Annotated in this window: 19 protein-coding genes and 1 pseudogene; 8 read left to right on the forward strand and 12 right to left on the reverse strand. The window is 64.7% G+C overall.

Features of this window, described 5'->3' with window-relative positions:
* Positions 1–55 precede the first annotated feature (55 nt).
* Positions 56–1,240, forward strand: a complete 1,185-nt coding sequence (locus DVO78_RS05830; RefSeq protein ID WP_157983887.1) for a hypothetical protein — start codon at positions 56–58, stop codon at positions 1,238–1,240.
* Here DVO78_RS05830 and DVO78_RS18140 read toward each other — a convergent pair.
* The 3 genes from DVO78_RS18140 to DVO78_RS05845 form a co-directional block, all read right to left on the reverse strand.
* Positions 1,233–1,961 (reverse strand): response regulator transcription factor, encoded by a 729-nt coding sequence (locus DVO78_RS18140; RefSeq protein ID WP_120003871.1) that lies wholly within the window; start codon positions 1,959–1,961, stop codon positions 1,233–1,235. The two genes, DVO78_RS05830 and DVO78_RS18140, sit on opposite strands and share 8 nt — an antisense overlap.
* Positions 1,962–2,067: 106 nt before the next feature.
* Positions 2,068–3,171 (reverse strand): enoyl-CoA hydratase/isomerase family protein, encoded by a 1,104-nt coding sequence (locus DVO78_RS05840; RefSeq protein WP_120003872.1) that lies wholly within the window; start codon positions 3,169–3,171, stop codon positions 2,068–2,070.
* 129 nt (positions 3,172–3,300) lie between these two features.
* A complete protein-coding gene (locus tag DVO78_RS05845; RefSeq protein WP_120003873.1) occupies positions 3,301–4,146 on the reverse strand; it encodes an HpcH/HpaI aldolase/citrate lyase family protein in 846 nt (281 codons plus the stop codon).
* 355 nt (positions 4,147–4,501) lie between these two features.
* Between DVO78_RS05845 and DVO78_RS05850 the strand changes: the two genes are divergently transcribed.
* Positions 4,502–5,179, forward strand: a complete 678-nt coding sequence (locus tag DVO78_RS05850; RefSeq protein ID WP_120003874.1) for a GerMN domain-containing protein — start codon at positions 4,502–4,504, stop codon at positions 5,177–5,179.
* A 23-nt stretch (positions 5,180–5,202) separates the two neighbouring features.
* Here DVO78_RS05850 and DVO78_RS05855 read toward each other — a convergent pair whose 3' ends face one another.
* The 4 genes from DVO78_RS05855 to DVO78_RS05870 are packed head-to-tail and all read right to left on the reverse strand — an operon-like array spanning position 5,203 to position 9,925.
* Positions 5,203–6,603 carry a dihydrolipoamide acetyltransferase family protein gene (locus DVO78_RS05855; protein ID WP_120003875.1) on the reverse strand — a complete coding sequence of 467 codons (1,401 nt, stop codon included), beginning with the start codon at positions 6,601–6,603 and terminating at the stop codon, positions 5,203–5,205.
* 2 nt (positions 6,604–6,605) lie between these two features.
* Positions 6,606–7,598 (reverse strand): alpha-ketoacid dehydrogenase subunit beta, encoded by a 993-nt coding sequence (locus tag DVO78_RS05860; protein ID WP_120003998.1) that lies wholly within the window; start codon positions 7,596–7,598, stop codon positions 6,606–6,608.
* Positions 7,599–7,653: 55 nt separating this feature from the next.
* Positions 7,654–8,805 (reverse strand): thiamine pyrophosphate-dependent enzyme, encoded by a 1,152-nt coding sequence (locus DVO78_RS05865; protein ID WP_238385160.1) that lies wholly within the window; start codon positions 8,803–8,805, stop codon positions 7,654–7,656.
* Between the two features lie 13 nt (positions 8,806–8,818).
* Positions 8,819–9,925, reverse strand: coding sequence for a histidinol-phosphate transaminase (locus DVO78_RS05870; RefSeq protein ID WP_120003877.1), 1,107 nt, complete (start codon positions 9,923–9,925; stop codon positions 8,819–8,821).
* A gap of 44 nt (positions 9,926–9,969) precedes the next feature.
* Here DVO78_RS05870 and DVO78_RS05875 point away from each other — a divergent pair, with 44 nt between their 5' ends.
* A complete protein-coding gene (locus DVO78_RS05875; RefSeq protein WP_120003878.1) occupies positions 9,970–10,359 on the forward strand; it encodes a phage holin family protein in 390 nt (129 codons plus the stop codon).
* 49 nt (positions 10,360–10,408) lie between these two features.
* On the opposite strand, the gene DVO78_RS05880 is transcribed toward DVO78_RS05875, so the two are convergent.
* Both DVO78_RS05880 and DVO78_RS05885 read right to left on the reverse strand, forming a co-directional pair.
* Positions 10,409–11,980 carry an alpha/beta hydrolase family protein gene (locus DVO78_RS05880; protein WP_120003879.1) on the reverse strand — a complete coding sequence of 524 codons (1,572 nt, stop codon included), beginning with the start codon at positions 11,978–11,980 and terminating at the stop codon, positions 10,409–10,411.
* Positions 11,981–12,001: 21 nt separating this feature from the next.
* Positions 12,002–12,520, reverse strand: coding sequence for an AP2/ERF family transcription factor (locus tag DVO78_RS05885; RefSeq protein ID WP_120003880.1), 519 nt, complete (start codon positions 12,518–12,520; stop codon positions 12,002–12,004).
* 188 nt (positions 12,521–12,708) lie between these two features.
* Between DVO78_RS05885 and purB the strand changes: the two genes are divergently transcribed.
* From purB to DVO78_RS05895, 3 genes and pseudogenes are all read left to right on the forward strand, one after another.
* A complete protein-coding gene (purB, locus tag DVO78_RS05890) occupies positions 12,709–14,124 on the forward strand; it encodes an adenylosuccinate lyase (RefSeq protein WP_120003881.1) in 1,416 nt (471 codons plus the stop codon).
* 112 nt (positions 14,125–14,236) lie between these two features.
* The gene (locus DVO78_RS17470) at positions 14,237–14,407 is read left to right on the forward strand and encodes a hypothetical protein (RefSeq protein ID WP_162301568.1); all 171 of its coding nucleotides are present in this window, start codon (positions 14,237–14,239) and stop codon (positions 14,405–14,407) included.
* 21 nt (positions 14,408–14,428) lie between these two features.
* Positions 14,429–14,714: pseudogene (locus DVO78_RS05895) on the forward strand (DapH/DapD/GlmU-related protein); the annotation flags it as partial.
* A gap of 108 nt (positions 14,715–14,822) precedes the next feature.
* Here the strand turns inward: DVO78_RS05895 and DVO78_RS05900 are convergent.
* Positions 14,823–15,248 (reverse strand): VOC family protein, encoded by a 426-nt coding sequence (locus DVO78_RS05900; protein ID WP_120003883.1) that lies wholly within the window; start codon positions 15,246–15,248, stop codon positions 14,823–14,825.
* Between the two features lie 131 nt (positions 15,249–15,379).
* On the opposite strand from DVO78_RS05900, the gene DVO78_RS05905 reads away from it, so the two are divergent.
* Positions 15,380–16,279, forward strand: coding sequence for an aminoglycoside phosphotransferase family protein (locus DVO78_RS05905; RefSeq protein WP_157983889.1), 900 nt, complete (start codon positions 15,380–15,382; stop codon positions 16,277–16,279).
* A 508-nt stretch (positions 16,280–16,787) separates the two neighbouring features.
* Here the strand turns inward: DVO78_RS05905 and DVO78_RS05915 are convergent.
* Both DVO78_RS05915 and DVO78_RS05920 read right to left on the reverse strand, forming a co-directional pair.
* Positions 16,788–17,627, reverse strand: a complete 840-nt coding sequence (locus DVO78_RS05915; protein ID WP_120003885.1) for an ABC transporter permease — start codon at positions 17,625–17,627, stop codon at positions 16,788–16,790.
* Positions 17,624–18,538, reverse strand: coding sequence for an ATP-binding cassette domain-containing protein (locus DVO78_RS05920; protein ID WP_120003886.1), 915 nt, complete (start codon positions 18,536–18,538; stop codon positions 17,624–17,626). Before DVO78_RS05920 ends, DVO78_RS05915 begins: the two co-directional genes overlap by 4 nt.
* Positions 18,539–18,621: 83 nt before the next feature.
* On the opposite strand from DVO78_RS05920, the gene DVO78_RS05925 reads away from it, so the two are divergent.
* Positions 18,622–19,401, forward strand: coding sequence for a TetR/AcrR family transcriptional regulator (locus tag DVO78_RS05925; protein WP_162301569.1), 780 nt, complete (start codon positions 18,622–18,624; stop codon positions 19,399–19,401).
* Positions 19,402–19,414: the final 13 nt, after the last annotated feature.

Consider the following 19,414-nt stretch of genomic DNA (forward strand, 5'->3'; position numbering starts at 1 on the left):
CATCCCGCACCTGGCTTGAGCCGATGATTTGCAGCCGTGCCATAGACTTGGATGCGTGGTGTCTGCAACGGCGGGGGGAGCCGTCCTGTCTCCTGTGCGCATTTTCGCGGTCCTGGCCCTGACGGCTGGACTGCTTCTCAGTGCTGCCGGTCCCGCCTCCTCCACCACTGCCCCCGGCGGGACAGCACCGCCGGAGACAAGAGCACCGGAGGTTGAGGACGACGGCGCGGAGCCCACTGACGCGACCTCTCCGGCGCAGTACAGTGCCACCCTCTCGCCCAGCCCCACGGAACCGGGAGACGATGAAGACACCACCGAGACCGCCGATGTGTCCCCCTCGCCGACTGAGCCTTCTCCGACACCGACAGATCCCTCTCCGGTCCCCACCGAGACACCCACCCCGGCGGAAACTCCCACCCCGGGGGAGACCGATTCTCCAGACACAGAGCCCCCGACTCCGGCTCCGACCCCGACTCCCACGCCGACCGAGGCGGTCAGCTGCACCAACCTCACCCTGAACCCGGGAGAGACCCGCACAATCACCTGCAGCACGGTCCCTGCCGGCCTGCCGATCTACCTGGGCTCCGAGTCCTCAAGCATCGGCGGGAGCATCCAGCTGGACGGCAACGAGCTGACCTACACCGCACCCAGTGAGCTGCACGGCACAGTGCCGGACTCCTTCACCGTCGGGGTGGAGGACACAGAGGCCAGAACACAGGTGACGTTCACCGTGCTCGGCAGCAATGGCCCGGTCCCTTCTCCCACTCCCACCACCACGGCGCCAACACCCACCCAGACGGCCGAACCGACGGCTTCTCCCACTTCCACCACCACGGCCCCAACGCCCACTCAGACGGCCGAACCGACGGCTTCTCCCACTCAGCAGAGCCCTGAACCTGGGCCCACCTCGGTCCAGACCACCATCTCCGCGCCGCCCCCAGGGATTCCCTCACCACCTGCCGATGAGAGCCCCGAAGGCTCGGTGTTCCTGCCGGTTCCAGGAATGCCGGAGCTTCCTGAGCTGGCAATTCCCGGGTTCCGCACACAGCCCGGCTCCGAGCCGGGACCGAATCCGCACGCCTCGTCGAATCCCAACCAGAGCGCTGGTTCTGATCAGCCGGACAATGACGGCGCCCTGGCGGAGACCGGCGCTGCGGCTGCCTCTGCCGCGGCCGCCCTGGCACTGCTGACTCTCGCCCTGGGAGCCGGTTCCGTGCTGGTCTCCCGCCGGATCAGGTAGCGTCCCGGGCCGGTCGCAGCACATAGCCGGCCCCGCGCACCGTGTGGATCATCCGCGGCATCCCCGCCTCGATCTTCTTGCGCACATAGCTGATGTAGAGCTCGACGATATTGGCCTGTCCGGCGAAGTCGTACTCCCACACCTCATGAAGGATCTGCGACTTCGGCAGCACCGTGCGTGCATGCCGCATCAGCAGCCGGAGCAGACGAAACTCTGTGTCTGAGAGATCTATATCCACGCCAGCACGAGTCACTGTCCGGGTGGTGGTGTCCAGTTCCAGATCCCCGACGATCAGCCGCTCGCCGTCGCGCTGCTCCGGAAGCCGGCCGGTGATGAAATGCAGCCGGCGCACAGACTCCTCGACGACGATGCCACCGACCATGTGGTCATCAATCGGACGGCACAGCTGCAAGATGTCCTCCTGGGGGGCATCCGCGTCGAACCAGGCAAGTACGGCAGTTTCTTCCCGGCCGGAACGCAGATCGTCCACCGCATCCTGCAGAGAGGGGACTCTCCGGGCCAGCCTGGCATCGATCACCAGCAGGTGGGGGGCCTCCTCTGGACCCAGCTGAGCGGCCTCCTCCGCGCTGGCGGCCTGCAGGACTTTGACGTCCATGCTGCGCAGCCGCTGGGTGAGTTCGTTCCTGGCCGGGGAGGGACCGCCCAGAATCAGCACCGGCGAGCTGATGCGCAGCACAGGAGAGCCTCGTGTGGTCTCCATTCGTCCTCCTGCAGCGGCTCAGGCGCCATCTGCGCCCTTTTGAAGCACAGCTTGTTCACAGAGTCTATACAGAAAAAAGGCGTTGCCGCGCAGGAGCCGGCACGGCTCACCCCAGGTGCAGCAGTTTTCCGGGAACGGGGGTGAAGTAATGGGCCACCAGATCCTTGTCCACCGCCTCCAGCGATGCCGGACGCCACTGAGGGCTTCGGTCCTTGTCGATGAGCTGTGCGCGAATGCCCTCCCGGAAGTCGTGGGATCTCAGCGCATGAACGGCGATGGTGTACTCCTGGCTCAGCGCACCCTGCAGGGTGAGCTCCCGGGCCCGCTGGATGGCGTGGAAGGCCACACTGGCCATGGTCGGAGACTTGCTGCGCAGAGTCTCAGCGGCTGCGGCTGCCTCCGGAGCATCCTTGCCGCGCTCTTCCAGCTCCGCGACGACGTCGCTGAGATCGGCGTGGGAGTATGCCTGATCAATCCACTCGGCCGCGGCAAACTCAGAGTCCGGGGCCTGTGCGGTGAAGCGGGGCAGCGCCTCATCCACCGGCTCAGCCGCCAGCGCCTGGGTCAGGTGCTCGAGCGAGGCTGAGGGAACATAGACATCAGCCAGTCCCAGGTAGAGGGCATCAGCGCCCGAAAGGTGAGTGCCAGTGATACCCGCATGGACGCCGCTGTAGCCGGGAGCACGCGAGAGCAGGTAGGTGCCGCCCACATCCGGGGAGAACCCGATAGTGGTCTCCGGCATGCCGATCCGGCTGCGCTCGGTGACGATGCGGTGGGATCCGTGGGCGGAGACCCCCACCCCTCCTCCGAGCACCACACCGTCCATGAACGCGATGTAGGGCTTGGGGTACTCAGCAATGCACAGGTTCATCCCGTACTCGATGGCGAAGAAGCTCTCGGCGCGGAAGTCCGCCTGGTAACCGGGGGTGCCTTCGGGCAGCAGCCCTCCCCCGTCACGCTCCTGCAGCTCCACCATCTCATGATGGATACTGGCCACATCTCCTCCTGCGCAGAGGCCGCGCTCCCCCGCACCGCGAATGAGGACCTGCGCCACGGCGGCGTCGTCGGCCCAGTCCTCCAGCTGCACTCGAATCGACTCACACATCAGTTCGGTCAGCGAATTCAGCGCCTTCGGCCGGTTCAGCGTGATCAGACCAAGATGGCCTCTGACCTCGAATGCGACGTCTCCGGTGTAGGTCTCCCTACCCATCGGAACCTCCTTGTTCTCGGGTGAGCTGGACGATCAAGCATTCCACAGCCCCGTTCCCGGCGCACCCTCGACTGCCATGGGCAATCAGGGAACCCCGCGCCGCTCCCTTGTCATACAGGCTGTGGACGATCAAGCATTCCACAGCCCGTACGAGTCGGCCAAGGAGGCGATCTTCTGCGCTCGGGCCAGGCGTGGCAGGTAGGAGCCGTCGCCGATGGAGGCCCCCCGTTCGTGGGCTTCGATCAGCTCACGGGCCCACGACACCTCGTCATCCGAGGGGCTGAGCCCCTCGTTGACCAACTCCACCTGGGCACGGTTGAGGGAGAGCTTGCCGGTCATGCCCAGAGAGGCGGTCACACGGCAGGCTTCGGCGATGGCTCCGGGCTCCGCATTGGCCTCGGTGGGCCCGTCTATGGCCCCGGGGAGCCCGCCCACGCGGGAGGCGACCACCAGCCGCGAGCGCGCATAGGCCAGTGCCATCGGCTCCGCTGAGACGCCGACGTCCTTGCGGAAATCATTGGTGCCGAAAGCCAGTCGGAAAGTTCCGGGCGCGGAGGCGATCTGAGTAGCGTTCTCCACCCCGAGCGCGGACTCCACCAGGGCAATCACCGGAGTGCCCGCTCGCAGGCGCATTGCCGTATAGGTCACCTGATCCGGTCGTTCGGTCTCTGCGAGCATCACACCGCGCAAACCGTCAGCCTGTGCCAAGGCGGTGACATCGTCCTCCCAGTGCGGACTCGTGGTGGGGCTGATACGCACCCAAGCGGTCATTCCACCATTGAGCGCGTTCATCACAGACTCCCGGGCAGAAGCCTTCTGGCTGTCTGGGACCGACGCCTCAAGATCGAAGATCACAGAGTCGGCCTCACTGGCAAGACCAGGGGCGAAATCCACTTCATTGGCAGCATTGATCAGCAGCCAAGAACGGGAGAGTTTGGCCGGCAATGCAGCGGCCCGGCGGTTCCGAATAGGCATAGGCTCAGCCTACCCGAGTCATGCCTTGACACTGGTCCGGAGAGGAACCACTATAGAGGCGTAGGGGTCGTTACAGATTTGAAGGATCATTTCTTGGACGATCCCCGGAGCAGGCTTTTGGCCTGTTCCGCACATCTCCATATGGGTCGGCATCAGGGCTTCCGTTCCCCCTGTTGCCTTCAAATATGAAGGAGAAGCGCTTGTCGCCGGGTGCGAATCATCCCACCCCTCCGTGCAGCATCTCGGCGAGCTTCTCAATCGCTGGTGGGGGGCCGCCCCGTTCACGGCCTCCCACCAGCACTCCCCAGGGTGTTCCGATTAGTGGACTCCCGGTGACGACTCGTATCCTGGAGCAATGACTTCCGGTTCCTTCCTGCGTGCTGCGGTGTCCGTATCTGCTGCAGTCGTCCTGGTCGGCATCTCTGCCTGCGGCGCAGACGCGCCCGAGGAGGCCGACGCCACCGACGACGTCGAGGAGCAGGCCCCAGATGTCCCGGAGAATCCGATGCTGGAGCCGGAGTACGACGATGACGAGACCGTCGCTCTGCCCATCGGTATGGTCAGCCCGGCCGGCTACGACTGGGAGATCTACGACTCCGCGGACGGGATCAGCCCGGATCAGCCACATGGACAGCAGGTGGCGCGAACGGAGGCGTTCGGCTGCCAGGACTACATCTCGCTGGTCCAGACCGTCCCGGTGGTCACTGACAATCCCGGCGAAGCAGCCTTGGAATATCTGATCTCCCTGGAGCGCACCCAACACGGGAACCCGGCATTTCTGAATCCGCTGGCATCTTCCAGCCTTCAGGTCACCGGGGTCGACCATGAGGGCGAGAGTGTGACCGTCAACCTCACCGGTGCTGCTGCCAGCACCAGCGTCTGCCAGTCCTGGCAGATGCTCAAACAGATCGAGACCACCGCGCGGGCTGCCACCGGTGCTCAGACCGCGGAGATCCTTCTGGATGGATCCCCCTTGGCCGCCCAGCTGGGGCTGGAGGATTCCGGTCAGTTGAGCATCCACAGCCTCGACTGAGACGGTCCGCCGGCGAGACCACCTCAGCCGAGGAGCAGTCCGGGCTGCTCCAGCACTGATGCGATATCAGAGACAAAAGCTCCCGCCAGGTCCCCGTCGATGAGCCGGTGATCGAAGGAACCGCCGATGGTCATGACTTCCCTCGGCACGATCTGCCCCTTCACCACCCAGGGCTTGGTGCGCACTGCCCCCAGCATCACAATCGAGGCCTGCCCCGGGGGCAGGATCGGTGTGCCGTAGTCCAAGCCCAGCGAACCGATATTGGTGATCGAGACTGTTCCGCCCTGCATCTCAGCGGGGGTGGTTCTTCCTTCCCTGGCGTCGGTGGTCAACGCGGTGATGGCCGCGGCGAGTCCCTTGGTGGTGTAGGTATGGGCTTCATGGATCACCGGGACCACCAGTCCACGGGGGGTGGCGGCTGCGATCCCGAGGTTGACGTAGTTGCACAGGGTGTAGTGGGTGTCGTGCCAGGTGGCGTTGACCTGCGGATTACGGCGCGCAGCCCAGATGATCGCCTTGGCGGCGAACAGCATCGGGGAGACCGCCAGACCCTGGTAGGACGGATCATCGCGCAGCACCGACCGCAGTTCCATGGTGGCGGTGACATCGACCTCTTTGAAGACCGAGACATGCGGCACGGTGGAAGCCGAGGCCGCCACGTTCAGCGCAGTTGCCTTGCGCACCCCACGAACATCGACCTTTTCCTCGCGGGGGCCGTCGTAGAGCAGCCCGAGACTGGGTGGCGGGGTCTCTCCCGCAGACTCGCGGGAGACGCTCTTCTGCTGGGCCTGTCGCTCGACATCGTCCCGGGTGATCTGCCCGTTTCTGCCTGAGCCGACCAGCTCCCAGACAGCCACGCCCAGCCGCTTGGCCAGCGCCCGCACCGGTGGGGACGCCTTCTGCACGATATCGGCGAAATCCCCACCGGCGCCCCGCCGGGGAGCCTCACCCATCTCAAGTCCCGTGAGATCAACCAGGTCCAGTGCTGCAGGGCGGGTCCGGCGCCGGGCCTTGGGAGCATCAGCCTTGGGCCCTGATCCGACCAGGGCCTGCTGCTGGTCCTCTGTGGTTGCCTGATCCGGGGAACCTTCCTGCCGGGTTTCCCCGCCGCTGGAGTTCTCGTCAGGTGTGATGGCCGCCGGCGCTGAAGCCGGCCGAGAAGCTGGCGGTGTCTCTCCACCCCCGGGTTCGGCGCTGATGCGGATCAGCGGTTGGCCGACCTCGAGGGTCTCGCCCTCACCGGCCACCAGCTCTTCGACAGTCCCGGCGAAGGGCACCGGCAGCTCCACCAGGGACTTGGCAGTCTCTATCTCACAGATCACATCGTTGACCTCGACGGTGTCTCCCACCGCCACTCGCCACGACACGATATCGGCCTCGGTCAGGCCTTCGCCGACGTCGGGAAGATTGAAGGTCTGGGTCATAGTCAGCGGCCTCCTGCGGTGGCGTAGGCGAAACTGCGCTCCAGGGCTTCGAGCATCCGATCGATATTCGGCAGATAGCGGTGCTCCTGCCCGGAGGGCGGATAGGGCATGTGAAAGCCACCGACCCGCAGCACAGGGGCGGCCAGCCGGTGGTAGGCCCGCTCCGAGACCCGGGCGGCGATCTCGGCCCCGAAACCCCCGAACGTCGGTGCCTCATGGGCAACCACTAGCCGTTGAGTCTTGGCGGCCGAACGGGCGATCGTCTCATCATCCAGGGGGCTGATCGAACGCACATCCACCACCTCCACGCTGCGCCCCTGATCGGCAGCGACCTCAGCGGCGGCCAGAGCCACCGGCACCAGCGGACCGTAAGTGGCTAGTGTAGCCTCTGTCCCCTCACGCAGCACCTGTGCGGTGAAAGCGTCCGGAGCTGGATTCTGCAGGTCCACCTCACCTTTGAGCCAGTAACGGCGTTTAGGCTCCAGCACGATCACCGGGTCTGCGCTGGCGATGGCCTGACGGGTCATCCAATAGGCGTCATGCGGGCTCGACGGCGCCAGGATACGCAGTCCGGCGGTGTGGGCGAACAGCGCCTCCGGAGACTCCGAGTGATGCTCAATGGATCCGATATGCCCGCCATAGGGGAGCCGGATGGTCACTGGAACAGTCACCGCACCGTCAGTACGATTATGAATCTTGGCCAGCTGGGTGGTGATCTGGTTGAACGCAGGAAACACGAACCCGTCGAACTGGATCTCAGCCACCGGCCGATACCCTCGCATGGCCAAGCCGATGCAGGTGCCGATGATCCCTGACTCCGCCAGCGGGGAGTCGATCACCCGATCGGTACCGAACCGGGCCTGCAGACCGTCGGTGACCCGGAAGACTCCGCCCAGCGCACCGATGTCCTCGCCCATGAGGAGGGTCTTCGGCTCCGCGGCGAGCTCATCGCTGAGAGCGCGGTTTATCGCTTTGGCCAGCGGCAGGGTGGTCACAGCCGGCACAGAGTCCTCCTGCGGCGTGGTGGCGGCCTTCGCATCTGAAATGCCACTACTCATGGTCCACCTCCTCGGCGAAGCCCGCCTCATAGTCCTTCAGCCAAGACTTTTCGACCTCAACCTGGCGGTGCGGCTCAGCGTAAACAGTGTCGAAGACCCGTTCCAGGTCCATCGGCTCCATCGCCAGGACTGCGGTGCGCAGGTCACTGGCGAGATCCGCGGCCTCCTGGTCCACCTGGTCCACGTACTCCTGATCGACCTTTGACCCCGTCAGCAGCCAACTGCGGTAGCGGGAGATCGGGTCTCTGGACTTCCATTCCTCCAGTTCCTCCCGGCTGCGGTACTTGGTGGGATCATCAGCGGTGGTGTGCGCGCCCATCCGGTAGGTCACCGCCTCCACCAGCTTTGGTCCGCCCCCGGCCCTTATCTGCTCGGTCATGTATCGGGACACGGCGTAAGTGGCCAGCACGTCATTGCCGTCGACGCGGATGCCCTCGAACCCGTAGCCGGCTGCGCGGTGGGCCAGCGGGGTGCGCGACTGCGTCTTCTGCGGCACTGAGATCGCCCAGTGGTTGTTCTGGATGAAGTACAGCACCGGCAGCTGATAGGAACTGGCGAAGACCATTGACTCATGGGCATCTCCTTGGCTGGTGGCACCATCGCCCAGACATGCCAGGACCACCTCATCAGCTGCTCTGCCCTCGGGCAGGCTGCCGGTGGCCACATCCTGTGTGATGCCCATGGCCCATCCGGCGGCGTGGAGGGTCTGGGTGGCCAGCACCACCGAGTATCCGTTGAAATCGTATGTGTGCGGATCCCAGCCGGAGTGGCGCGTGGCACGGAAAGTGCCCATCAGCTCCTCAGGGCTGATCCCCCGGTACAGCGCCATGGCGTGCTCCCGGTATGTCGGAAACACCCGGTCAGAGGATCTTAGTGCAGCAATCACACCGATCTGCGCAGCCTCCTGGCCCAGGGCCGGCACCCACAACGCCAACTGCCCCTGCCGCTGCAGTGAGGTGGCCTCCGCGTCGAACCGCCTCTCCACCACCATATGCCGGTACAGCTCACGCAGCACCTCATCCTCGAGGTCTTCGACATAGCTGCTGAACTGGGGATGCTCGGAGAGGGTGCCATCCTCTCGCAACAGCTGCACGGGCACTGGATCAGCCAACTGGAAGTCGTTCATGTGATCGACGTCTCTCATGGGGCTCATTGTTTCAGGCGGCTCCCTGAGGGCCGCTGTAGGTTGTGCACAATGTGATGAAACGGTCATTGGCTGGTGGTTCTCCGATGCTGACCCGAACCCCTTCTCCGGCGAATGGGCGCACCGCCAGCGCCTGGACTCCGGCCGCCTCGGCAAAGTCCAGGGAGCCTTGCCCCAGCGGCAGCCAGACAAAGTTGGCCTGAGTCTCCGGGATATTCCAACCAGCCTCCGCGAGCGCAGCTGTCACTCTGCGCCGTTCCTGTACGATCTCCTCCACCCGCTGGTGAACCTCGTCGATGTGGCCCAGGGAGGCGATGGCCGCGGCCTCTGCCACCGCATTGACCGCGAAGGGCACTGCCACTTTGCGCAGGTGTGCGGTGATCGACTGCTGGGCGATCGAGTAGCCTACGCGCAGTCCGGCCAGCCCATGAGCTTTGGAGAAGGTGCGCAGCAGGGCGACATTCGGGTACTGCCGGTACAGGGCCAGCCCGTCGACCGGATCCGCGCTGCGGACGAACTCCAGATACGCCTCATCGATCACGACGACGACGTCGCGGGGAACCTGCTCCAGGAACCGGACGACGTCGGTGTGGGACAGGGCCGGGCCGGTGGGATTATTGGGTGTGCACAGCAGGATCACCCTGGTCCTGGCGGTCACTGCAGCGGCCATGGCCTGCAGATCGTGGCGCCCGTCGGTGGTCACCGGCACCGGAACATCCTGGGCACCGGCGGTGCGCACCACAATCGGGTAGGCCTCGAAGGAGCGCCAGGCGTAGATGACCTCATCGCCGGTGCCATCAGCTCCGGTGCCCGCATAGGCGCTGATGAGCTGGGTGAGGGCTCCCAGGCTTCCTGCCCCGGCGACGATGTCGTCGAAGGGAACACCGAGGTGACCGGCCAGTGCCTCGCGCAGCGCCTCGGCGCTGGGGTGGGGATAGCGGTGCAGTGCGGGGGCCTCCGCGGCTGCCTGGGCGGCTGCCGGAACCGGACCCAGGGGGTTCTCATTGGAGGAGAGCTTATAGGGGGTCAGCCCTTCTGCGGGCCTCGGCGGCTTGCCGGCGGCGTAGGCGGGAAGGCCGGCGACGGCGTCGCGGGGGAGGATCTCTGGTGTGGTGCTCACGTGGCGTTCCTCGCTGTCCGGGTGGGCGTGAGAAGATATGTCCTGTGAGAATCCTACTGGCGATCCTGCTCAACGCACTGGCCCTAGGTGCCGCCGCGCTGCTGGTCCCGGGCATCAGGCTCGAGGGCTGGGGCGATGGACCAGGGGCGGTCATCCTGGCCTATGTCTTTGTCGGTGCGGTCTTCGGCGTAATCAACGTGACCATCAAGCCGATCGTGTCGGTGCTCTCACTGCCTATCACCTGCCTGACCCTGGGGCTGTTTGCGATTGTCATCAACGCCCTGATGCTGATGCTCACCGGCTGGCTGACCTCCTGGACCCCGGCCAGCTTTGTGGTGGAGAGCTTCTTCTGGGACGCCGTGCTGGGCGCGATTGTGGTCTCGATCGTCTCGGCCCTGCTCAACCACTTCGTGCTCACCCCACGTACACAGTGACCTCCGGAGACCCCGGTGAGGTCTCCGCGCCGGCTCGACTCGTTGCCCCCTACTCCGGGATCTTCGGCAGCGTCTTCTTCGCCGTACCCCAGTCGACGGTGCCAGGTGTGGCGGAAGTGTCCGGGCCCGGCCACTTCCTCAGCTCCCTGACCCCGTCCTCCAAGGCGTCCTGCAGGTATTCGAGGTCCTCAAGGCTCTCCGCCTCCCAGGGCAGGATGTGCTCCGGGACCTCGGCCTGCTGCCATGTGGTGTCGAAGACGTAGGTCTCGATCTCGCCCTCGGGGAACAGCTGGGCCCGGAATTCGTCCAGATGATGCTTGGACCGGGCACCGGGCTGCTGACTCTCATGAGCTTCGAACAGCTCGATGGCCTCCACATTGTGGTCCCAGTCGTGGGCTGAGCCGGCAAGGTTCTCCACCACAGCGTCCGGGCTGTGGTGGTGGTACTCGATGACCATCCGCTCGGCGGAGAGCTCCGGCCTGTCCCCGGTGATACGCGGCACCGGGTCACGGGCGTCCTCAAAATGGGTGACCTTCACCCCGTCCTCGGTGGGCCCTTGGGTCACAGGACTGGCAATGGTGGTGACCGTGCGCAGTGTGAACTTCTGCTGGAAGTCCTTGTTCCTGGCCATATTGGTGGCATGGAGCCCGCCCAGGCTGAATCCTGTCATGTAGACCTCCGCGTTCTCCGGGGCACCCACCTCGGCCAATGCCTGCTCCACAGCGCTGGTCATCCGCTCCGAACCGTTGGCCAGCCCGTCGACCAGGCTCATCGGGCTGCGTCCGTGTTCGAGGTGGAACCCGTCGATGTCCAGACCGGGAAGGTGGACCGCATAGGCCGGATCCACAGTTCCTCGCTGAATCACTGAGACGGCGATATCGCCGTGATCAGCAACGCTGTCCATCTGCTGCAGGTACCCGGCGAGGCTTCCATCGGCTCGGTGGGTGAAACGGTGGGAGGCCTGCGGGTCCACCACCTGTTCGTTGCGACCCATCAGTGCCGGGGTGAGACCGGCGTTCTTCTCCACCGCTGCCAAGGTGCTCAGCATGACCGCAGCCTTGGGGTACTTCTTCAGCAGGACGTCGATTCCGGCCCCGCCGGCGCCCACTCCGGTGGTGACCAGCCAGTTGTAGAAGTAGGTGTCATCACCCTCAGGGTGCATCAGATGCTCCAGAGCCAGCTCGGCCTCCGCGATCTTGAGGGCCAGGTGGAAGTATCCCTGCGCGTCGGCCTCCATGCTGCGGTAGGCCTGGTGGGCCTGCTCAATACCGGTGCTCGCATGCAGAAGGGCCTGCTCGGTGGCCGAGGTGGAGGTCACCAGTGCACCCAGCCGGAGGTGAAAGCCCGGGATGCTGACATGCAGGTGGGCAAACCCTGCTCCGGAAAAGGCCTCGTAGACGGAGACCAGCTCGCCTCTGAGCTCAGTGAATCTCTCTGCGGCGTCCTGGATGTGCACTGTGGCCTCCTGCAGCGATGCCCACTCCAGATTGATCCTGGTCGGCCCGCCGGAGCTGCGCACCGTGAACCCAGGAACGCTCATTCCCTCCTCAGCGCTGTCTTCGGGGTCGGAGGTAGGCTCCTCGGCGCGGCCCGGTGGCCGCCAGACATTGATCAGGGGCATGGTGGTTCTCCTTATGCTCTCTCACCACGGCAGCACAGCCTGCCGCACCCCCTGCTCGAGGATGTGGGGGATACCGCCGTGCCGGTCGATGAATTCCACGAAATGGGCTGCGTCACCGCCCAGTGCTGAGGTGGCCTGCTGCCAGACCTGTTCGAACTGCTCTGCCGCCGCACCCCAGGCCATATCCAGAAGTGGCACCGACGCCGTCACTGAGAGCATCAAGGAGATCAGATTCTGCGCCTGCTGAGCGTAGTGCCGCAGATCATCGGCGATCGAGCTTGCCTCAGCGGCCAGCGCAGACAGTTCCACGATCATCAGCTTCGCGGGCAGCCTCAGCAGCTGCAGCACCGAGCGAAAGGCGTCGCTGGCCATGGAGTCCCAATGGACTTCCTCCACCCGGTCCAGCTGACCCTGGTACTCAGGCAGCTTGGCGAGTACTCCGCGCAGCCTGAAGGCGGCGTCGTCGTAGGCCTCGGCCGCCTGTGAGAGCTGCAGCGGAACGGTAGTGACTGCCGCCGTCACGTCAGCGCCGATGAACATGTTCTCTCCTGAAGGGTTGTCGTATGTGCCCTAATTGATGGGGACCCGGATGGTGTGAGCCTATGGAGGCTCCCCCGCCCCTGGGCTGCCCCCCACCGGTTCCTGTGGAGTACTCGGCGAGTCACCAGCGGCCACCTGCCGCCTGGGGAACATTCTGCGGCTGAGCCTCTGCCGCGCGGCGTGGAAGAATGGGACCTATGACCCGTGTTTCGCTGACGACTGCTGAACCTGCCATCGCCCTGGGGGCCCTGGACGGCCGGTACCGGTCTGTGGTGGCCCCGCTGGTAGACCATCTCTCCGAGGCTGCGCTGAACCGCAACCGCGTCCATGTGGAGGTCGAGTGGTTCATTCATCTCTGCCAGTCCCAGGTGCTGCCCGGTCTGCCGGAGCTGAGCGCGGAGCAGGTCGGTGGCCTGCGCGGGATCGTGGAGTCCTTCGGCCCGGAGGAGATCGCCGAACTCGCCGCCATTGAGGCCGAGACCGTCCATGACGTCAAGGCCGTGGAGTACTTCATCGTCCGCCGACTGCCACCGCTGGGCCTGGAGCGGCTGGCCCAGCTGGTGCACTTCGCTTGCACCTCCGAGGACATCAACAACCTGGCCTATGCGGTGGGCATCCGCGACGCCGTGTCCCAGGTCTGGCTGCCCGCCGCCCGGCAGATGGTCGAACAGCTGGGCGCCCTGGCGCAGGAGGCCGCCCAGACCCCGATGCTCTCCCGCACCCATGGCCAGCCCGCCACCCCCACCACGCTGGGCAAGGAGATCGCGGTGTTCGTCCACCGGCTGACCCGGCAGATCCGCCGGGTCGAGACCCAGGAGTATCTGGGCAAGATCAACGGGGCCACCGGCACCTATGCCGCGCATCTGGCCGCAGCACCTGAGGCGGACTGGCAGTCGGTGGCCAAGTCGTTCGTGGAGGGTCTGGGGCTGAGCTTCAACCCGCTGACCACCCAGATCGAGTCCCATGACTACCAGGCGGAGCTCTACGCTGACATCGCCAGATTCAACCGGATTCTGCACGGCCTCTGTGTGGACGTATGGAGCTACATCAGCATCGGATTCTTCCGGCAGATCCCGGTGGCCGGGGCGACGGGGTCATCGACCATGCCGCATAAGGTCAACCCGATCCGGTTCGAGAACGCCGAGGCCAATCTGGAGATCTCCAACGCCCTGCTGGACAGCCTGGGGGCGACGCTGGTGGAGTCCCGCTGGCAGCGGGATCTCACCGACTCCTCCGGCCAGCGCAATATCGGCACCGCACTGGGGCATTCGGTGCTGGCACTTTCCAACGTCACCAAAGGACTCAGGCAGCTGGACGTGGCTGAGGAGGTCATCGCCGCTGATCTGGGCACCAACTGGGAAGTGCTCGGCGAGGCGATCCAGACGGTGATGCGCGCCGAGGCCATCGCGGGAACAGAAGGCATGGCCAACCCCTATGAGCGGCTCAAGAACCTGACCCGCGGCCGCCGGGTGGACGCTGAGAAGCTCAAGGAATTCGTCGCCGGCCTTGGGCTCTCCCCGGAAGCCGAGGAGCGGCTGAAGAACCTCACCCCGCACCAGTACACCGGGCTCGCCGCTACCCTCGCCGCGCAACACGGCACGTAGGTCCGGTACAACGTCACCGCGTCGTCGTGCTGGGCACGGCCTGCCAGCCACTCACTCCTGCACGCACCCCACCACCGCGCTGAGCGTAGTTGCTTCTGACTTAAACCGCCGGTTGTCGGTGTTTTCCCACAGGAGCAACTGGCAGCGGCTGCGCGCCGGAGACTGGTATCAGGCCGACGCCGAGGTGCTCGAGACCTCCGCAGCCGCCCAGCAGCTGGCTGCCCAGCACAACATCCTCTTTCAGCAGGCCGACTACGACGCCGCATCAGCACTGCTTCGGTAGCTGATGGGTGACCTCGGACAGGACGTGGCGACGATCCGCATCGGGGCCGACTGCCAGCTCGGCCACCGTCCAGCTGCTTACGCCCGTCCATTCCCTGGAGTCCGGTCCCCGGCAGGAGAAGTGGGAGTCAGCCCGGCCCATCACTCTCGGGGACAATGTCTGGCTCGGAGGCGGCGTCATCGTCTGTCCCGGGGTGACCATCGGCGAGAACTCGGTGATCGGAGCCGGTGCGGTGGTCACCAAGGACATTCCGGCCAATGTGCTGGCCGTGGGCAATCCGGCGCGTGTGGTCAAGCAGCTGGAGTGATCTGATTCCGGGATCAGACCGGCCCTCGTCAAAATCATGTCTCGAAACTGCCGGAACTCCGAGGATTGCCGGGAGAGTTTCGGCAGTTCTGAGACGCAATGTGCAGGACTACTCGGTGGGCCCGACCATGAACATCCACTCCGCGCCGAATCGGTCCCTGAGATGGCCGTACTTCGAATCAGGTTCCCAGGGAGCAGTGTCCAAGGGAACGATGACCTCTGAGTCCGGAGCGAACTTCTCCCACCAGCTGGCGAGGCGGGCGTTCTCCTCCTGATCATCGTCACTAGCGCTCAGCGCTGTGGTGCCCAGCCCGTTAGTCGGCTGTCCCGGGAAGAGATCGGCCCCCATGAGGTGGGCACCGCGTTCCAGATAGAGCGAGCTGTGCATGATCCGGTCCTTGGTCTCACCTTCCTCCCCCATGCCCTCGCCGTAGGTGAGCAGGTCGAGCTCGCCTCCGAAGATATCGGCGTAGTAGGTCATCGCCGCGCGGGCGGTCCCAGGGAACATGAGGTAGGGGGTGAATCCGAATGCCACGGCGGGCCTTTCTTCGAAAGATATGGGGACGTGCACATTCTGGCCCTCTGCAACAGGCCATGGGAAGACCTGGCCGCCCGGAACGCCGAAGGGGTTTGTGGGCCAGTGAAGGCGCAGGATACCGTTCGGAGATGGTCACCGATGAGGTTTTGATACGGGAGGGTGCCGGGCTGCACGACCGCTTCGGCGTTGAGCGTGCCGATCAGTTCGGCCAAGCACTTCCTTCCCTGGTGGCCGAGCTGACGGATCTCTGGAGTCTGAGCATCGAGAAATTCCTTGATGCCGGTGCGACCTCGATTGTGCTCAGCGCCAGTGATGATGCCGGGACCCCGGCCGTCCTGAAGATCAGTCCTGACCAAGAGTTCCTTGCCCGTCAGGTGACAATGCTCCGGCACCTGACACCGACCACACGTGTGCCGGCAGTCCTGCGGTCCGCGCACAGCGCCGGTGCTGTGCTGCTGGAGCGGGTTCTGCCAGGGCACACCCTCAGCAGTGCGGACGCGCCCCTGCCGACAGTGCAGGATTGGGCAGCCCTACTCCATGACCTCCATGCAGCGCCCGCTGAGGGCGTGACCGACCTGCTCGATGATCGGTGTGAGGAGATGTTCGAGCGGATCGGGCAACGCCAGCGGAATCCGGTCGTCCGGGAGCGGGTGCCGGACATCGTGTGGGCGGAGACAGTGGATCTGTGCCGTGAGCTGCTGGGCAGCAACGCAGAGAAAGTGGTGATCCACGGGGATCTGCACCTGGGAAACGTCCTGGCCAGCGATGAACATGGACTGGTGGCGATCGACCCGAAGCTGTGCCTGGGCGATCCCTGCTTCGATATGGTCGACTTCGCGATGGTCGAGGGCGGGCCGGCTGAGATCGCCTCCTGCGCCGGTCAGCTGGCTGAGATCGTCGGGGTCGATCGCAGCCGGATGCTGGCCTGGACCAAGGTGAACGCTGTGGTCTCCTCGATTTCCTACCTCACCTTCTACGGCCCGGAGGAACGCAGCAAGAATCTTCTAGCTTTCGCCTCACTCACGTGAAGCGGCGGAATCCAGCGGACACCACCGGCGCGGTAGAACGTTTGATCTCAATCGCGGCAATGGGCCTACCACCTCTGACGAGCGACACATCGGCCTCGTCGCCCCTTGCGGTTCGGCAGGGATACGCGGTGCAAACATGGGAACATTGCGTTCGAGATACGAGCGCACAAGATCAAGCCGCCACTGAAGTGACGCTGTGTCTCCGGAAGCCAGCAGCGACTCCGGAAAGCCACCACGAAGCCAACGCTCATCGACTGGGATACCAGCGCTCTGCGCCTCATCGACATTGACGCCGCTGAGCTCCATAGAGGAGATACGACCCGCAAGACTTTCCGAGGAATCATGATGAGTGCAAATCCAACAGCAGATTTTAGATTTGCCCAATACCGATTCGCGTCAACTATCTCACCGCATTGCTCATCTGAATACCTCGCTCCAGAGGAGTGAGGCCTGCCCTCAGATAGGCGTGCCAGGGTGCGGAGTAGTTGGGCCAAGGCGCTGCTTCTGCTCAGCGGGCGACTTTCTTGGGGAAGATCACCGCGGCCAGCCAGACGGCGAGCGCGATGAAGCCTGCGCACCACAGGATGCCGATCCACCATTCGTTGCCGGGCGCTTCGCCGTTGAGCAGAGCCCGCGAGGAGTCGATGATGGGGGTCATCGGCTGGTGCCCGGCGAAGCCACGCAGCCAGCCGGGCATGGTCTCCACCGGGGCGAAGCCGGAGGACACATAGGGCAGGAACAGCAGGATGAAGCCGTAGCCGCTGGCGGCCTCGGCGGAGCCGGCGATCATGCCCAGCACCGCGAAGACCACCGTGATGACCAGGATCCACAGCGAGATGAGCCCGACCGCACCCAGGAACTGGCCCACCGAGGCATCAGTCCTGAATCCCAGCGCAAAGGCAACTCCGACCACCACAGCGGTGGCCAGCAGGTTGCGCACCATCGAGGACACTGTGTGCCCCAGCAGCACGGTGACCGCGGGGAAGGGCATGGTCCGCAGTCGGTTCATGAAGCCAGTCGTCATGTCATTGGAGACCACCACGGCGGTGTAGGAGGCGCCGAATCCGGCCGCCGTCAGTGCGATGGCAGGCAGCACATAGGCCAGATAGTCGCTGCGGCCCCCACCCTGGCCTGCGGCGATGGATTCGCCGAAGATGAAGGTGAAGATCAGCATGAGCATCAGCGGCAGTAGCACGGCCATCAACAGGGATTCGCCGTCACGGAAGGAGTGCTTGAGACTGCGAGCGCTGAAGATGCGCAGTCCGGTCATCGCCCCTGCTCCCCGCATCGGCACAGCTCCGGGGTGGGCCGGCGCCGTCGTACTCTGTTCTGTCAAGGTGATGCTCATGCCGGGGCGTTCTCTTTCTGCTTGTCGTTCTGATCGGTGACGGGTTCTCCTGTCAGCTCCAGGAAGACCTCGTCGAGGGTGGGGCGGCGGACGGTGATGCCCACGTCCGGGCGCTGCCGGGCGAGAGCGGAGAGGGCGTGGGCCACTTCCTGCGCTGAGCCCTGGGTGGGCAGGGTCTCGATGATGTGACCGGCGCCGTCGTGAACCTGAATGGTCGAGCCGCCTACGCGGTCTTTGAGCTGGCTGGCGGTGCCATCCGCCACGATCCGGCCGTCGTGGAGGACCATGATCCGCTCGGCGAGCACATCTGCCTCCTCCAGGTACTGGGTGGTCAGGAAGATAGAGGTGCCCAAGGCGGCGAGCGCATTAATCTCATCCCACAGCGCCTGCCGGCTCCGGGTGTCGAGACCTGTGGTGGGCTCATCGAGGAAGATCAGCTGCGGGCCGGCGATGAGACTGGCGGCGATGTCCAGCTTCCGCCGCATACCTCCGGAGTAGGTGGCCACCCGCTTGGCGGAGGCTGCAGTCAGCTCAAAGCGTTCCAGGAGGTCATCGGCCCGGTGCTTGGAATCCCGGCGGGAGAGCCCGAAGAGCTGACCCATCATCAGCATGTTCTCCATACCAGTGAGTGCACCATCCACGGCCGCGTACTGCCCGGTGAGCGAAATTAGCCCTTGCAGCTGGCTGCGCTGGCGCTGCGGGTCCAGCCCGAGGACCCGAACGCTTCCGGAGTCATAGGGAATCAGGGTGGAGAGGATGTTGACCAGGGTGGTCTTGCCCGCCCCATTGGGGCCCAGCAGCGCGTGAATGCCGGGGTCTAGGGTGAGGCTGAGGTCATTCAGGACGTGGTGTTTGCCATAGCTCTTGGAGAGTCCCGATATCTCGACGAGCGGCTTATCTGCGTATCGCATAAACAGAGTATGACACACACAGTGTATTGAGTACACATCTTGGCATCGGTGAGTTCTCACACACCGATGAGAGAATGACGCTCATGGCTGAGACCACAGACACCGGACTTCCACGCGCCGTTGCCATCGCCTGGGGGATGCAGGAGGCACCCCAACGCGGGCCGAACCGCGGGCTCAGCCATGAGCGGATCGTCGCTGCCGCCATCCAGATCGCTGATGCTGAAGGGCTGGCCGCAGTCACTATGCAGGCGGTGGCCAAGTCACTGGGCTTCACCACTATGTCGCTCTACCGGTACGTCTCCAGCAAGGACGAACTGCTGCGGCTGATGCAGGACGCTGCGATTACTCTTCCGGAGAAGGTCAAGCTGCCCGGTGACTGGCGCGACGCTCTGCGCGCTTGGGCCGGGATAGTCCGGGACGCCTACCGCGCCCACCCCTGGACATTGGATCTCCCGCGCGGACCGATCGCTGTATTGATGCCCAATAATGTCCGAGCGGCAGATCTGGGATTAGCCGCGATGAAGGATCTGCCCCTGCCCGATGACGAGAAGATCGGCGTGATCCTGGTGATCTCGCAGCATGTGGGAGCCTCAGTCGAGCTGGAGCAGAATCTGGCAGCTGAAGGTGCAGTCGCTATCCCCGATGAGGGGGCGCAGCTGCTCAACGAAGTCATCACGCCTGCACGATTCCCGCACCTGGCACCGGTGATGGAATCCGGCAACTACATTCCCGATGATTCCCCGGTAGTCGAAGCGGAGGATGGCATCGACCCCGAATACGATCTGGGACTGGACCTGATCATCTCCGGACTTGAGGTCATGGAGAAGCAGAAAGCCGGGCATGAATCTTCATCCGGAATGTGACCTGGGTCGCATT

It is taken from the genome of Nesterenkonia muleiensis (genome assembly GCF_003600155.1).
Lineage (GTDB): Bacteria > Actinomycetota > Actinomycetes > Actinomycetales > Micrococcaceae > Nesterenkonia > Nesterenkonia muleiensis.

Coding starts and splice junctions, on each gene's coding strand:
- DVO78_RS18140 (WP_120003871.1), bottom strand. CDS start 1,961: ATGGAGACCACACGAGGCTCTCCTGTGCTGCGCATCAGCTCGCCGGTG.
- DVO78_RS05840 (WP_120003872.1), bottom strand. CDS start 3,171: ATGGGTAGGGAGACCTACACCGGAGACGTCGCATTCGAGGTCAGAGGC.
- DVO78_RS05845 (WP_120003873.1), bottom strand. CDS start 4,146: ATGCCTATTCGGAACCGCCGGGCCGCTGCATTGCCGGCCAAACTCTCC.
- DVO78_RS05850 (WP_120003874.1), top strand. CDS start 4,502: ATGACTTCCGGTTCCTTCCTGCGTGCTGCGGTGTCCGTATCTGCTGCA.
- DVO78_RS05855 (WP_120003875.1), bottom strand. CDS start 6,603: ATGACCCAGACCTTCAATCTTCCCGACGTCGGCGAAGGCCTGACCGAG.
- DVO78_RS05865 (WP_238385160.1), bottom strand. CDS start 8,805: ATGAGAGACGTCGATCACATGAACGACTTCCAGTTGGCTGATCCAGTG.
- DVO78_RS05880 (WP_120003879.1), bottom strand. CDS start 11,980: ATGCCCCTGATCAATGTCTGGCGGCCACCGGGCCGCGCCGAGGAGCCT.
- DVO78_RS05885 (WP_120003880.1), bottom strand. CDS start 12,520: ATGTTCATCGGCGCTGACGTGACGGCGGCAGTCACTACCGTTCCGCTG.
- purB (WP_120003881.1), top strand. CDS start 12,709: ATGGGACCTATGACCCGTGTTTCGCTGACGACTGCTGAACCTGCCATC.
- DVO78_RS05905 (WP_157983889.1), top strand. CDS start 15,380: ATGGTCACCGATGAGGTTTTGATACGGGAGGGTGCCGGGCTGCACGAC.
- DVO78_RS05915 (WP_120003885.1), bottom strand. CDS start 17,627: ATGAGCATCACCTTGACAGAACAGAGTACGACGGCGCCGGCCCACCCC.
- DVO78_RS05920 (WP_120003886.1), bottom strand. CDS start 18,538: ATGCGATACGCAGATAAGCCGCTCGTCGAGATATCGGGACTCTCCAAG.
- DVO78_RS05925 (WP_162301569.1), top strand. CDS start 18,622: ATGGCTGAGACCACAGACACCGGACTTCCACGCGCCGTTGCCATCGCC.